The organism is Dactylosporangium roseum (assembly GCF_025264685.1).
GTDB lineage: Bacteria > Actinomycetota > Actinomycetes > Mycobacteriales > Micromonosporaceae > Dactylosporangium > Dactylosporangium roseum.
The window spans coordinates 3,541,704-3,555,339 of record NZ_CP073721.1; the positions used below are offsets into that span (position 1 = coordinate 3,541,704).

Here is a 13,636-nt window from a genome sequence, read left to right on the forward strand (position 1 = left end):
CTCGGCGCCCTCGTCGTGCGAGGTGGCCTCGACGTACATCGGCGGCACGGGGCGGGAGCGCCAACGGCCGTCGTCTCATTCGGCGGTGCCGGGCACGCGGAACAGGGCGCGCTGGACCAGAGCGGGATGCCTGGGCGATCGCGGCGACGGCCGCGCCGGCGTCGATGACCAGCTGGGCGGTCCGTTCGGCGACCGGACGGTGGCCGTGGGAACGGCGTGGTAGGTCAATGAGCCGCGTTCGGCTCCGATCCGGAGATCTGGTCGGTGCCGTCGACGATGGCCAGCGCCAGCTCGGACAGATTGCGGTTGCGGTTGCGGGCCGCACCGCGGAGCAGGGCGAATGCCTGGTCGAGGCCCACGTGGAGGCGCTCGGCGAGCACGCCCTTGGCCTGCTCGATCAGCACCCGGCTGTTCAGCGCGGTCTGCAGCTGGTCGGTGAGGGTGTCGCGGTAGCGGATGGCGCGCTGCTGCAGCAGTCCGATGGTGGCGACGTCGGCGAGGGCCTTGCCGGCCCGCAGTTTGCCGGCGTCCAGTGTGCCGGGTTCGACGCCGAAGAGGTTCAGCGCTCCGATGACGTCGGCGCGCAGGCGCATCGGCATGGCGTGGACGGAGACGAAGCCGACCTCGGCGGCGGCGGCGGTGAAGCGTGGCCAGCGGCCCGCGGAGCGAATGTCCGGCACCGAAACGGGCTGGCCGGAGTTGAAGCAGTCCACGCAGGGTCCCTGGTCGGTCTGTAGCTGGAACAGCTCCAGCAGCCGGGTCCGCTCCGATGAGGCCGCTACGAGCTGCAGCGTGGCCTGCTGGTCGGTGAGCAGGATGCCGGCGGCCGACACGTCCAGCAACTGCACGCACCGCTCGGTGAGCACCTGGAGAAAGTCGATGACGTCGAAGTCGTCGACGAGCGTGTCCGCCATCTCGACGAGCACATCGGCAAGCACGGTCACGGCCATTTCAGACACCTTCGTCAAACGTCATGCCGTCAGGCGTTGGGGCACCTGTGGCGATGGGCCGACCGCAGGACAGTCGGTTCGAGCTTCCAGGGGTTGTCGAGCCGCTGGCCGTCATTGCTCACCCTGCGGGTCGCCGCCGGGATCGAACCGCAGCCGCCGGGCGACGACGTCACGGGCGACGTCCCGCAGCCGCCGTTCGTGTGCGTAAGCGTAGGCCCGAATCCGGATCAGAGCGAGCGCGGCCGACAGTCCGAGCTGCACGCTGACCATGCCGGTGGCCTGATGCACCTCCGGATGTTGCAGGCCGGCCGGCTCGGGGATCCGTCCGGGCGTCGCGGGCACGCCGGGCCCGGTGGTGTCGAGCAGCACCGCGCAGGCCGTGTCGGCCAGTAGCAGGGCGGCGAGCAGCTGCTCGTGGTCCAGTTCGCCCGGCTCGGTACGGCAGAGGGCCAGCACACCGAGCCGGATGGCGCCGATCTGCAACGGCAGTGCGAAGATCGCCCGGACGCCGGCGTGCACGGCGTCCGGGGCGAAGACGGGCCATCGACTCGTGCACGAGGCGTCACCCAGATCGGGAATCAGCGAAGGACCCCCGAAGAGCGCATCCACGCACGGACCCTCGCCGAGCGTCAGACTCAGCTCCTCCAGCTGCGAAGCGAGCTGACTACTGCTGAAGATCGTCTCGCGCGGGGTGGCGGCTAGCGCAACGGCGATCGCCGCACCGTCGGTCCCGGTCGCGATCATCGCCGCGGCGCACACGTGGCCGACCGTCACCGGCCCGCCGTCGGACTGTTCGACGACGAGGTGCCACAGCCGCACCCGGCGGTCGGGACTCACCGCGTCGCCCGAGCCGGGCGTCGGCGCATCGACGATTCGGTCACGTGTGCCGCCTCCGGTTTCCAACGGTTCACGCGGCCGCGACGATGGCCAAGCAGGGAAATTTCCGGATCGAAGGCGACTGACTCCGCAGCGTTGACGTCGTCACCCTTACGCGGTCTGGAACACGGCGGTGAGGACGCGCTCGCCGGCGCGCAAACCATGGAAGACGTTGTCACTGTACACCCGAATACTCGTCATCAGGTGGCTCCGCTCCGGCGCGTAGACTCGAGGCGCTGCTCCGGACCCCGGTGGCTGACGACCCGTCGATCGACTCGTCCCCACCGCCGCGGGGTTCTCTCGCGCCGCGCGCGTTTGACGATCGGAATGTAGCAATGGCAGTTTCGTACGGACTTCTCAGCACCCACCCGCCGACCCGATGCGGTCTGGCCACCTTCAACGCTGCGCTGGCCCAGCAGCTGACCGCCGCACCAAGGTCCGGCGGGATCGTCCGGGTCACCGCGACGGGCGACGATCCGCACCCCGGCCCCGGCGTGGTGCACACCTGGGCGGCCGGCAGCGTGGCCGGCTGGCTCGGTGCGGCGATGGTACTCAACGCCTTCGACGTCGCGGTGGTGCAGCACGAGTTCGGCATCTACCCCGGCCCGGACGGCCGGGACATCCTGCCGCTGCTGCGCCGGCTCACCGTGCCCAGCATCGTCGTGCTGCACACCGTGTTGAGCACTCCCACGTCGGGGCAGCGGGAACTCCTGGAGGCCATCGCCGGCACTACCGGGGCGGTCGTCACCATGACCGACACCGCCCGCGCCCGGCTGCTGCACGGCTACGCCATCGATCCCGGCAAGGTCGTGGTCATCCGCACGGCAGCGCCGCGCACACTGACCGGGCGGCCCCATCCGAGGGCGGGCTGCAGCTGCTCACGTGGGGGCTGCTCGGACCCGGCAAGGGCGTCGAATGGGCGCTGCGGGCCGTCGCACTGCTGCAGGACCTCGACCCGCCGCTGCGGTTCACCGTCGCCGGTCAGACCCACCCAAGGTCCTCGCGCGGCACGGCGAGGCGTACCGCGCCGGGCTGCACCGCCTCGGCGCGCAGCTCGGGGTCGCGCACGCCGTGGACTACCGGCCCGGCTACCTCGACGAGCAGGCCCTGGGCAGCCTCATCCGCTCGGCGGACGTGGTGGTCCTGCCCTACGACTCGACCGAGCAGGTCACCTCCGGCGTGCTCACCGAGGCGGTCGCCGCCGGCGTCCCGGTCGTCGCCACCACCTTCCCGCACGCCGTCGAGCTCCTGCATCACGGGCACGGGCTGCTCGTACCGCATCGCAACCCGGCCGCGCTGGCCGCCGCGATCCGCCGCGCCCTCACCGACCCCGCCGTCGCCACCCGGCTGGCCCGACCCCGCGCGGCCGCCGTGCGCTGGCCGGCCGTCGCCGCACAGTACGAGGCGCTCGCGGCCGGCCTCCTCGCCGCTCTGCCGGACGATCGCGCCCTGCTGGCCCGGCCCGCCGGGTCGCGGACGTGAACGGAACGGTCCGGACGACGCGCAACGCGTTGCAGCTGGTCCCCGACCCGCGGCGGGTGATCGTCAAGCTGTTCCTGCCCGGCGAGGATGCCGTGCTGGTCCATCGGCGCAGCCATGCGCTGGTCGACCGCATCGCCGGCCTGGACGACGCGGAGGCGGACAGCCTGCTGCGCCAGACCCTCGCCCGGTTCGGCCGGCGGCACCGCGATCTGGAGGACACGTTCCGCCAGCACTACGAGGTGATCCGCCATCAGGTGTCCCGCGCCGATGCGCTGTCGCCGGTGGGTCGGCTGCTGGTCGGCGCGTACTGCTCGCACGAGTACGCCGTGGAGGGTGCGGCGCTGTGCAACCCGTCGCTCGTGGAGCATCCGGACCAGACCGGACTCGACGAGGGCCAGTTGCGTGTCGTCATCAGCTTCCGGCAGATCGGCGAAGGGCATCTGTCGTCCGTCGGGTTCGCCAGCGCCGTGGTCGGGCCGGTCGGCCGCCTGGTCGTCGCCGGCCGGTCGGGCCCCCTCGTGGTTGGCCGGCGGACGGGCGCGGATCACCGGCGCGATCTGCTCGCCGCCGGCATCACCGACGCGGGCGGCAACAACGAAATCTCTGCCGGCGTGCTCGACGCCTTGCCGGCGTTCTTCGACGAGGCGGCGCTGGAGCGGGCCATCGGGCTCCTGCCTTCCGCCCTGCACTCGCGGGTTGCCGCGCAGGGCACCCTCGAGCAGCTGCGGCGGACCAACGCCGACAGCTACGCGACCGCCTTCCCTACCGACACCCTGCTACCGCAGCGGGTCCTGTGGCCCGGTACCCCCGCCGAGAGCAACGGCATGGAGGACGCCCGCTTCGTCAGGTTCCGGGACGCCGACGCCGAACCTGTCTATCAGGCCACCTACACCGGCTTCGACGGCCGGCGCATCGCGGCGCGGATGCTCAGCAGCAGCGACCTTCGCCGCTTCACCATGACGCCGATGCGTGGCCCCGGAGCCCAGAACAAGGGCATCGCGCTCTTTCCCCGCACCGTCGGCGGCCGGCACCTGGCGCTGAGCCGCAGCGACGGCGAGACCATCGGCCTCATCACGCTCGACGGGCAGAGCCGATGGAGCGCACCGGTACCGCTGCACGGCCCTCGTCGCAGCTGGGAACTCATCCAGGTCGGCAACTGCGGCCCGCCCATCGAGACCCCCATGGGCTGGCTCGTGCTCACCCACGGCGTCGGGCCCATGCGGCGGTACGCCATCGGAGCGCTCATGCTCGACCTGCACCATCCCGAAGACGTCATCGCCGAACTCGACGGCCCGCTCCTGGAGCCCGACGAGACCGAACGCGACGGCTACGTTCCCAACGTCGTCTACTCCTGCGGCGGCCTCGTCCACGACGGCGTCCTGTGGCTGCCCTACGGCGCGAGCGACGTCCGCGTCGGCTTCGCCACCATCCCGCTGGCCACCCTCATCGAGGCGATGACACCGATCCGGACGTCCACCGCTTTGAGGCCGTAGCCCGTGACCTCCAGTGCCGTCCGGCGGCCCTTCACCCGCGCGCCGGTCGGCCGGACGCAGCATGCGGAAGGTCGTCAGCGGGATTTCGTCAGCGGGATCTCGCCCGGGCTCTGAGCTGCCGGCGCTCCTCGGCCGACGAGGCGGTCGAGGCGGACGGCGGCGTAGCCGAGGGACGCCGCGGCCCCGACCAGGAGCAGGTCCGCGCCGCCGACCGGTTGGGTGTGGAGCAGCTCGCGCAGCGGCGGCACGTACACGGCGGCGAGTTGCAGTACCAGTGCGCTGCCGACGGCGGCGAAGAGCATCGGGTTGGTCCGGGTGCCGGGTCGGGCCCGGGAGCCGAGCGCGACGGCGAGCTGGGTGCCGCCGAGGGCGAGGAAGACCAGCGTCTGCCAAGGCCGGTCGGTTGCGTCGGCCCACACGCCGGTGCCGAGGGTGACGGCCGCGATGACCGCGCCGACGCGGGCGATGCGCTGCCACAGGCCGGCGCCGAGGACGGTCTCGGCCGGGGGTCGCGGCGGCTGCCGCATGGCGCTGGGGTCGCCGGGTTCGCTGCCGAGGGCGAGGCCGGGCAGGCCGTGGGTGAGCAGGTTGATCCAGAGCAGCTGGGCGGGCAGGAGCGGCAGCGCGAGCCCGAGGAAGGGGCCGGTGAGCATGACGAGGATTTCGGCGGTGCCGCCGGCGAGGGCGTAGAGCAGGAACCGGCGGATGTTGGCGTAGACGCGGCGGCCCTCCTCGGCGGCGGCGACGACGGTGCTGAGCTCGTCGTCGGCGAGGACGAGGTCGGCGGCTTGGCGGGCGACCTCGGTGCCGCGTTGCCCCATCGCGACGCCGATATCGGCGGCGTGCAGGGCGGGGCCGTCGTTGACGCCGTCGCCGGTCATCGCGACGACCGCGCCGGTGCCGCGCAGGGCCTCGATGATGGTGACCTTCTGCTGCGGAGTGGCGCGGGCGAAGACCCGGGTCCCGAGTGCGGCGGGTGGGCCGGGGTCGCCGGCGCGGCAGTCGTGGACCGGGTCGCCGGCGGCAATGATCCCGAGGTCGGCGGCGATCGCGGCGGCGGTGGCCGGGTGGTCGCCGGTGATGAGGACCAGGGCGATGCCGGCCCGCGTGCACGCCGAGATGGTGGTGGCGGCGGTGGCGCGGGGCGGGTCGAAGATCGCGACCAGCCCGAGCAGGTGCAGCCCTCGTTCCCCCTCGCGGGTGAGGTCGGGCCGGCTGGCCCGGTCGGCCCGGGCGACGGCGAGGACCCGGAATCCCGCGCCGGCGAGCTCGTCGGCCCGGGCGGCGGCGCGGTGCAGCAGGTCGGCGTCGTCGGCCAGCAACGGTGACTGGAGCAGCGCTTCGGGTGCGCCTTTGCAGATCACGCGGGTGGCGCCGGACCCGAGCCGGTGCGCGGTCGTCATGCGCTTGCGGTCACTGTCGAACGGCACCTCCGCCTGCCGGGGAAGGTCCTGCTGGAGCACGGTCCGGTCGATGCCGAGCTTGCCGGCCGCCGTGAGCAGTGCGACCTCGGTGGGGTCGCCGACGGGCAGCCAGGTCGTGGTGTCCCCGTCCGGTGGGCGGAGCGCGGCGTCGTTGCACAGCGCGACGGCGGTCAGCAACGCCATCAGGTCGGGTGCTTCGGCGCCGGATACGGTACGGCCGTCGCGGGTGACGTCGCCGGCGGGACTGTAACCGGCGCCGGTGACGGTGGCCTCGCCGGTGGGAGTCCAGAGCCGCCGGACGACCATGGTGCCTTCGGTGAGGGTGCCGGTCTTGTCCGTGGCCAGGATGGTGACGGACCCGAGGGTCTCCACCGCGGGGAGCCGCCGGATCAGCGCGTGGCGGGCCGTCATCCGCCGCGCGCCGAGGGCCAGGCTCAGCGTGACCACGGCGGGCAGCGACTCGGGAACGGCGGCGACGACGAGGCTGATCGCGGTGACGATCATGAGATCGAGGGGTTGCCCTCGGACCAGGCCGAGGGCGAGGACCACGGTGCACAGCACGAGCGCGACCCCGGCCAGGATCCGTCCCACGCCCGCGAGGCGCCGCTGCAGCGGGGTGAGCCCGGACTCGGTGACCAGCATCGCGGCGATGCGGCCCGTCGCGCTGGCGGCGCCGGTGGCGGTCACGACCGCGCGGCCGCGGCCGTGGACGACGACGGTGCCCGCCGACACCACCGCGTCGAGCGCGTCAGCCGCATCTGGACGCTGCGAGCCCGTGGGTCGGTGTTTCCCGACCGGGACGGACTCGCCGGTCACGGCGGCCTCGTCGACGAGCAGCGCCGCGGCCTGCACGATGCGGGCGTCGGCGGGCACGATGTCGCCTTCGGCGAGGACAAGCAGGTCACCGACGACGAGATCCGCGGCCGGGACCTGCCGCTGGGCCTCGTCGCGGACGACCCGGGCGTCGGGGGCGGTCAGTTCGGACAGGGCGGTGATCGCCCGTTCGGCCTTGACCTCCTGCACGACGCCGACGGTCGCGTTGACCACGATGACGAAGAGGATGACGCCCGCATCGGTGAAGTCGCGGGTGGCGATGGTGAACACGGCAGCGGCGAGCAGGACCAGGACGAGCGGGTCCCGCAGTTGGGTGACGACCCGCCGCCACAGCGGGGTTGCCGGACGCCGCGGCAGGACGTTGCCGCCGTCGCGGGCCAGCCGGGCCGTGGCCTCCGGCGACGACAGTCCCTGGTGCAGCGCTGTCGGCTGCACGAGGTCGCTCGTCATGCCACCTCCTCGTCGTGCTGGGCGGGCTGGACGGCTGGTCACAGTTTCTGCGCGAGCGTGGCGAGCATGCCTGTGACGACGGGTGCGGTGTCCCGGACACAGGTGCAGTCGTCGCCGTGGGTGGTGCGGTGCCAGGCGATGAGGTACTGCAGGGCGAGCTGGTTGACCTGGTAGTCGTGTTCGGCCTTGACGCGGTCGGTGTCCGCCTGGCGGTTCTGGCTGAGCAGGATCAGCGGCGCGGCGTACGCGGCCTGCGTGGAGAACAGCAGGTTGAGCAGGATGAACGGGTACGGATCCCAGCGCAGCGCGACGGCGACGATGTTCGCGGCGATCCAGGCGATGACGATGACGGTCTGCACGACGATGAACCGCCAGGAGCCGAACACGCCGGTGACGGAGTCGGCGAGGCGCTGCCCGGCCGTGCGGTGGTCGTGGCGGTACCGGTTGGCCGGATGCAGGTAGTGGCGGCGTGCGGCATGCTCGCCGTTCTCCGGCACGGCGATCGGTGGTGCCGGACAGGGTGTCTCCTGCATGAGTGTCGCCGCGCTACGACTGTTCGATGAGCTGGTCGGCCGGCAGGCGGGGGGCGTGCGGCGGTCCGGCGTCGGCCGGGTCGACGGCGCCGAGGCGCAGCACCAGGTACGGGTAGCCGGTGGAGGCGAGCACCGCCCGCATGGCCTGCCGGGTGCCGACGACCTCGATGGGGGCGCTGTGCGGCAGCACGGAGACGCCGTGTTCGGTGGCGGTCAGCCAGCCGGCGGACAGGGCCTCCCCACCGCGGAGCCAGTCGCGGGGCTCGTCGGTGCGACCGTGGAGCAGGACGAACACCGCGGCCTTGTCGTGTTCGGCGCTGACCGGCAGGGTCCCGCGGTGGCCGAAGTCGCGGCCGGGCACCGTCGTCAGGGTCGCCTGGCCGGGGATGGCCGCGTCCGGGATGCCGGCGCCGCCGGGCCGGGTGCCGCCGGTCCAGTAGGCGAGCTCGTCCCGCCAGGCCGACTCGTCGGCTTGGGTGCGCTGGGCATGGTCGGCGGCGCTGGCCAGTTCGAGGACCTGGTCGGCGGTCAGCGTGTGCAGCCAGGCGCCCTCGGCTTCGACGGCGGCGGTGATGGCCCGCAGATCCTCCGGTCGTACCTGAGCGCCGGTGACGGGTCGGCGGTCGGTGTGCCGCAGCGGGATGGTCCGCAGATGCAGCGCCGTCGGCTGGTCGGCCCGGGCCCGGCCGCTGACCTGAACGGTGGCGAGGTGGTCCGGATCGGCGGGTTCGGGGAACCGGGTCGTCGTGGCCTGCCAGCCCTGGGCGGCCAGTGACAGGCGGGCGTGGTGCAGGGCGACGCCACAGCTGAGCGTGGCCAGCCGGGCGTCGGGATCGGTCACGGCGAGGACGCGGCGGCGGTCGGTGTACAGGTCCAGGGTGTTGGCGGTCAGGCGCCACCGCCATGGCTGGGTGTTGTGGATCGACGGCGCGTAGCCGGCGGTCGTGGCCGCCTCGGTGAGCGCGTGGCGCATGGCCACGGCGTCGGTCGGGTGGGTCAGGGCGTCGTTGGACATGACAGGACTCCTCATGCGGTCGGCCAGGTCCAGTAGCGGACCTCGGGCAGGTCTTCCCCGGTACCGCGGACGTAGCCGCGGTGCTCGGCGCGTTTGTCGACCATCTGCTGCCGCAGGACGGCGGCGCGGCGGGCCAGACCGGGGACGCGGTCGATGACGTCGATGACGAGGTGGAAGCGGTCCATGTCATTGAGGACGAGCATGTCGAACGGGGTTGTGGTGGTGCCGTTCTCCTTGAAGCCGCGCACATGGAGGTTGGGATGTCCGGTGCGGCGGTAGGTGAGTCGGTGGATCAGCCAGGGGTAGCCGTGGTAGGCGAAGATGACGGGCCGGTCGGTGGTGAAGATGGCGTCGAACTCGGCGTCGGGAAGACCGTGCGGGTGCTCGGCGGTGGGCTGCAGCCGCATCAGGTCGACGACGTTGACGACGCGGACCTTCAGGTCGGGCAGGTGTCGGCGGAGCAGGTCGGTGGCGGCGAGGATCTCCATGGTGGGCACATCGCCGGCGGCGGCGAGGACGACGTGGGGGTCGCCGGCGTCGTTGCTGGCCCAGTCCCAGATGCCGAGGCCGCGGGCGCAGTGCAGGGCGGCGTCGTCGATGTCGAGCCAGGTGGGTGCGGGCTGCTTGCCGGCGACGATGACGTTGACGTAGTTGCGGCTGCGCAGGCAGTGGTCGGCGACGGACAGCAGGGTGTTGGCGTCCGGTGGTAGGTACACCCGGACGACCTCGGCCTTCTTGTTCATCACGTGGTCGATGAACCCGGGGTCCTGGTGGGAGGTGCCGTTGTGGTCCTGCCGCCAGACGTGCGAGGTGAGCAGGTAGTTCAGGGACGGTACCGGTTTGCGCCAGTCGAGGTGGCGGATGGTGCGCAGCCATTTGGCGTGCTGGTTGACCATCGAGTCGACGATGTGCACGAACGCCTCGTAGCAGGAGAACAGTCCGTGCCGGCCGGTCAGCAGGTAGCCCTCCAGCCAGCCCTGGCAGGTGTGCTCGGACAGGATCTCCATCACCCGCCCGTGCCGAGGTGCTCGTCGACCGCGGCGACGGGTGCCTGCCACGCCTTCTCGGTGACCTCGAGGACGGCGCCGAGCCGGTTGGATTCCGTCTCGTCCGGTCCGACGATACGGAAGTTGTGGTGGGCGTCGTTCGCGGTGAGCACGTCGCGGAGCCAGCCGCCGAGGACCCGGGTGGCTTCGGCCGGCTCGAAGGCCTTGACCCCGTGGACGCGGAAGTCGGGCAGTTCCAGCTCGTGCGGGCGCCGGCCGCCGTTGGTGTGGGGGTTGGCCGACATCCGCAGGTCGCCGCGGGGCAGCCAGTCCACGACCGATCGGGCCGGCGCGCCGAGCGCGTCGAAGAGCTCCTCCGGCCGATACGACCGCATCCACTCCTGCAGCAGGGCCAGGTGTCCCGGGTCGTTGCGGGCGGCGGAGAGCGGGACCTGGTGGGCTCGCCACGTGCCTTCGACCGGCAGGCCGTCGACCTGCTTCGGGCCGGTCCAGCCCTTCGGGGTGCGCAGCACGATCATCGGCCACCGCGGCCGTCCGGCGGCGCCGTCGAACCGGGCGGCGTACTGGATCGCGGCGATCTCGTCGAACACCACGTCCATGGTCGCGGCGAGCCGCTGGTGGACCTCGGCCTGGTCGTCGCCCTGCACCAGGTACGGCTTGTGTCCGTAGCCGGTGAGCAGCGCGGTCAGTTCGTCGTCGCCGATGCGGGCCAGGACCGTCGGGTTGGCGATCTTGTACCCGTTGAGGTGCAGGATCGGCAGGACCGCGCCGTCGCCGACGGGGTCGAGGAACTTGTTCGAGTGCCACGATGCGGCGAGGGGCCCGGTCTCGGCCTCGCCGTCACCGATGACGCAGGCGACGACCAGGCCCGGGTTGTCCAGCGCGGCGCCGTAGGCGTGCGACAGGGAGTAGCCGAGCTCACCGCCCTCGTGGATCGATCCGGGGGTCTCCGGCGCGACGTGGCTGGGGATGCCGCCGGGGAACGAGAACTGGGTGAACAGCCGGCCCATGCCCGGCTCATCGACGGAGATCCGCGGGTAGGTCTCGGAGTAGGTCCCTTCCAGCCAGGCGTTCGCGACCAGCCCGGGGCCGCCGTGGCCGGGACCGGTGACGTAGAGCAGATCCTGGCCGCGGGCGGCGATGATCCGGGACAGGTGGGCGTAAAGCAGATTGAGGCCGGGCGTGGTGCCCCAGTGCCCGAGCAGCCGGGGCTTGACCTGCTCCGGGAGCAGCGGCTCACGCAGCAGGGGGTTGCCCATGAGGTAGATCTGCCCGACGGACAGGTAGTTCGCCGCCCGCCAGTACGCATTGATCTGCGTCGCCTCCGCGGTACCCAGGGGTCGTGCGTCGACCACATGCATGGCTGTCCATTCTCGATTTCGCAAGGCGCGCTGTGCGGACAGGCCGAAGCCGGGCGGCCATGCGGTCGGCTGCGTCCGGCCGGCATGAACCGCAGTGTGCTGACGGTCAGCCGGCCCGGTCGGCCCGATGCAGAACGAGACCTCGGTGCGGCCCTTGCCCAAGCGACGGACGGATCGGTATGGGTTATGGCCGGTGGTGGCGGGACAGCCGGCGGATCTGGGCGATCCGGGCCGCGCCGATCGCCATGGTCACGATCGCCGCGCCGACGGCAGCGACCAGGAGCGCCATGGCCAGCGGCAGGTTGCCGTGCATGCCGAGGAAGGTGACCTCGACGCTGCCGGTGTTCTGCAGTATGAAGACGATCAGCACCACGAGGAGCAGCGCCGCGACGCAGATGCCGAACCAGGTCGTCCCGGTGCGGGTGCGCGGCTCCCGGTCGGCCGGCGACCTGCGCACATCATCCGCCGTGGTCTGGGTGGTCGCCACGGGACTCGAGGGCGGTCCTTCGGGCGCGGGGTTTGTCGTCGTCATGATCGCTCCATCAGCGGGCCGGAAATCCACAGCCGCCGGGGTCCAGGGCGAACACCATGTGCATACCCCGGCTGAGCGACGCGCCAAACGTCGCGAGGAACCGGAGACCGGGCCTGTCGTGCGGTGCAGAACGCTCCGGCGCGTGACGACTGCTCCAGCGCTTCGCCTGCGGGCGGGGTACCGTGACATTGCGGCCCAAGACCCCGGCGGCATCTCCCCAGCGCCGAACTGAAAGCCGCAGGCCATGATTTCTCAGCAGCTCCGCGCGGCCCAGACGCCGCCGCGCATCGGCAGCCAATACGCCCAGATGTCCCGCCAGGTGAAGCAGGCCGGCCTGCTGGAACGGCGGTTCGGCCATTACGGGCTCCGCATCGGCATCGTCGGGTTCGCGCTCGCCGCGACCTGGACCGCCTTCGTGATGATCGGTCCGTCGTGGTGGCAACTGCTCACCGCGGCCGTGCTGGCGGTGTTGTTCACGCAGGTCGGGTTTCTGGGCCATGACGCGGGGCACCGGCAGATCTTCCGGTCCGGCCGCGCCAACGACCTCCTCGGGCTGCTGCATGCCAATCTGCTCATCGGGTTGAGTTTCGGCTGGTGGATCGAGAAGCACAATCGCCACCACGCCAACCCGAACACCGAGGGCGCCGACCCGGACATCGTGGTCGCGCCGCTGGCGTTCACCGCCGGTCAGGCCCGCCCGCTGCGGGGGCTGCGGGCCGCGTTCGTGCGCCGCCAGGGGTACCTGTTCTTCCCCCTGCTCACGCTTGAGGCGCTGAGCCTGCACGCCAACAGCGTGGCGGCCGTGTTCGGGCGCCAGATGAAGCGCCGCCCGGCCGAGGGCGGCCTGCTCGGCCTGCACGCCGCGCTGTATCTGACGGCAGTGTTCATGGTGCTCAGCCCGCTGCAGGGCGTCCTGTTCGTCGCGGTGCACCAAGCGCTGTTCGGCGTCTACCTCGGCAGCGCGTTCGCCCCGAACCACAAGGGCATGCCGATCCTGCCGGCCGGCAGCACGCTGGACTTCTTCCACCGCCAGGTGCTGACCTCCCGCAACGTGCGCGGCAACACGTTCACCGACATCGCCCTGGGCGGGCTGAACTACCAGATCGAGCACCACCTGTTCCCGAGCATGCCGCGGCCCAACCTGCGCCGGGCCCAGATCCTCATCCGCCAGTTCTGCCACGACCACGGCGTCGAATACAGCGAGACGACGCTGCGGCGGTCCTGGCGCGAAGTCCTGCGCCACCTCGACACCGTCGGCAGCAGCGCCGCCCACCCGGCCTGAGCGGCGGCTTTCGCGCACGCCGGTGCGCACCGCCCGGGCAGTCCCGGACGGAGGCTGTTGGGCCCGGGCCTGGAGGCGTACCGCACCGGCGAATCGATCGTCAATGCCGACCCGGACTCGGCCGGTGAACGATGGCCGTCCACCCGACGGCGACGTCCGGGCCAGGCCGCCGTTTGTCGTGTCCATCGGCGGGTATGGGTGTGGTGTTCGGCCGTTGCGGCGGTGATGCCGTCGCGGGCCGAACCGGGCCGCCCGGACACCGCGGCAAACCTTCAGTATGTTTCCTTCGCAGGCGATCGCGCCACCGCACCGCGTCCGGGCAATGCCACCTTCGGGCAAGAATGACGCGCGCGGCCGGGTACATAGTAGAGAGCTGCCGCCTTGAGCTGGCTGAGAC

At 72.0% G+C, this 13,636-nt stretch carries 9 protein-coding genes and 1 pseudogene; 3 read left to right on the forward strand and 7 right to left on the reverse strand.

Going from position 1 to position 13,636, the window contains the following annotated elements; translation table 11 throughout:
* Positions 1-224: 224 nt before the first annotated feature.
* Positions 225-950, reverse strand: coding sequence for a GAF and ANTAR domain-containing protein (locus tag Drose_RS16560; RefSeq protein WP_260729087.1), 726 nt, complete (start codon positions 948-950; stop codon positions 225-227).
* A gap of 111 nt (positions 951-1,061) precedes the next feature.
* Positions 1,062-1,787, reverse strand: a complete 726-nt coding sequence (locus Drose_RS16565) for a GAF and ANTAR domain-containing protein (protein ID WP_260729088.1) — start codon at positions 1,785-1,787, stop codon at positions 1,062-1,064.
* A gap of 1,110 nt (positions 1,788-2,897) precedes the next feature.
* Here Drose_RS16565 and Drose_RS38780 point away from each other — a divergent pair.
* Together Drose_RS38780 and Drose_RS16575 are read left to right on the forward strand one after the other, a co-directional pair.
* On the forward strand, positions 2,898-3,308 hold the full coding sequence (locus tag Drose_RS38780; RefSeq protein ID WP_313900025.1) for a glycosyltransferase: 411 nt from the start codon (positions 2,898-2,900) through the stop codon (positions 3,306-3,308).
* Entirely contained in the window at positions 3,305-4,801 is a 1,497-nt protein-coding gene (locus Drose_RS16575) for a glycoside hydrolase family 130 protein (RefSeq protein ID WP_260729089.1), read from the forward strand. Before Drose_RS38780 ends, Drose_RS16575 begins: the two co-directional genes overlap by 4 nt.
* A 74-nt stretch (positions 4,802-4,875) precedes the next feature.
* Here Drose_RS16575 and Drose_RS16580 read toward each other — a convergent pair whose 3' ends face one another.
* The 5 genes and pseudogenes from Drose_RS16580 to Drose_RS16600 form a co-directional block, all read right to left on the reverse strand.
* Positions 4,876-7,509: a cation-translocating P-type ATPase gene (locus Drose_RS16580; protein ID WP_260729090.1), complete on the reverse strand. Its 2,634-nt coding sequence runs from the start codon at positions 7,507-7,509 to the stop codon at positions 4,876-4,878.
* Between the two features lie 38 nt (positions 7,510-7,547).
* Positions 7,548-8,042, reverse strand: coding sequence for a DUF1003 domain-containing protein (locus Drose_RS16585; RefSeq protein WP_260729091.1), 495 nt, complete (start codon positions 8,040-8,042; stop codon positions 7,548-7,550).
* 13 nt (positions 8,043-8,055) lie between these two features.
* Positions 8,056-9,057, reverse strand: coding sequence for an Acg family FMN-binding oxidoreductase (locus Drose_RS16590; protein WP_260729092.1), 1,002 nt, complete (start codon positions 9,055-9,057; stop codon positions 8,056-8,058).
* An 11-nt stretch (positions 9,058-9,068) separates the two neighbouring features.
* A pseudogene (locus tag Drose_RS16595) lies at positions 9,069-11,425 on the reverse strand (phosphoketolase family protein).
* 184 nt (positions 11,426-11,609) lie between these two features.
* Positions 11,610-11,957: a LapA family protein gene (locus Drose_RS16600; RefSeq protein WP_260729093.1), complete on the reverse strand. Its 348-nt coding sequence runs from the start codon at positions 11,955-11,957 to the stop codon at positions 11,610-11,612.
* Positions 11,958-12,201: 244 nt separating this feature from the next.
* Between Drose_RS16600 and Drose_RS16605 the strand changes: the two genes are divergently transcribed.
* Positions 12,202-13,239 carry a fatty acid desaturase family protein gene (locus tag Drose_RS16605; protein ID WP_260729094.1) on the forward strand — a complete coding sequence of 346 codons (1,038 nt, stop codon included), beginning with the start codon at positions 12,202-12,204 and terminating at the stop codon, positions 13,237-13,239.
* Positions 13,240-13,636: the final 397 nt, after the last annotated feature.

What these genes read in the sequence shown, in the direction of transcription:
- Drose_RS16560 (WP_260729087.1), bottom strand. Translation starts at nt 950, where the DNA reads ATGGCCGTGACCGTGCTTGCCGATGTGCTCGTCGAGATGGCGGACACG.
- Drose_RS16580 (WP_260729090.1), bottom strand. Translation starts at nt 7,509, where the DNA reads ATGACGAGCGACCTCGTGCAGCCGACAGCGCTGCACCAGGGACTGTCG.
- Drose_RS16585 (WP_260729091.1), bottom strand. Translation starts at nt 8,042, where the DNA reads ATGCAGGAGACACCCTGTCCGGCACCACCGATCGCCGTGCCGGAGAAC.
- Drose_RS16590 (WP_260729092.1), bottom strand. Translation starts at nt 9,057, where the DNA reads ATGTCCAACGACGCCCTGACCCACCCGACCGACGCCGTGGCCATGCGC.
- Drose_RS16600 (WP_260729093.1), bottom strand. Translation starts at nt 11,957, where the DNA reads ATGACGACGACAAACCCCGCGCCCGAAGGACCGCCCTCGAGTCCCGTG.
- Drose_RS16605 (WP_260729094.1), top strand. Translation starts at nt 12,202, where the DNA reads ATGATTTCTCAGCAGCTCCGCGCGGCCCAGACGCCGCCGCGCATCGGC.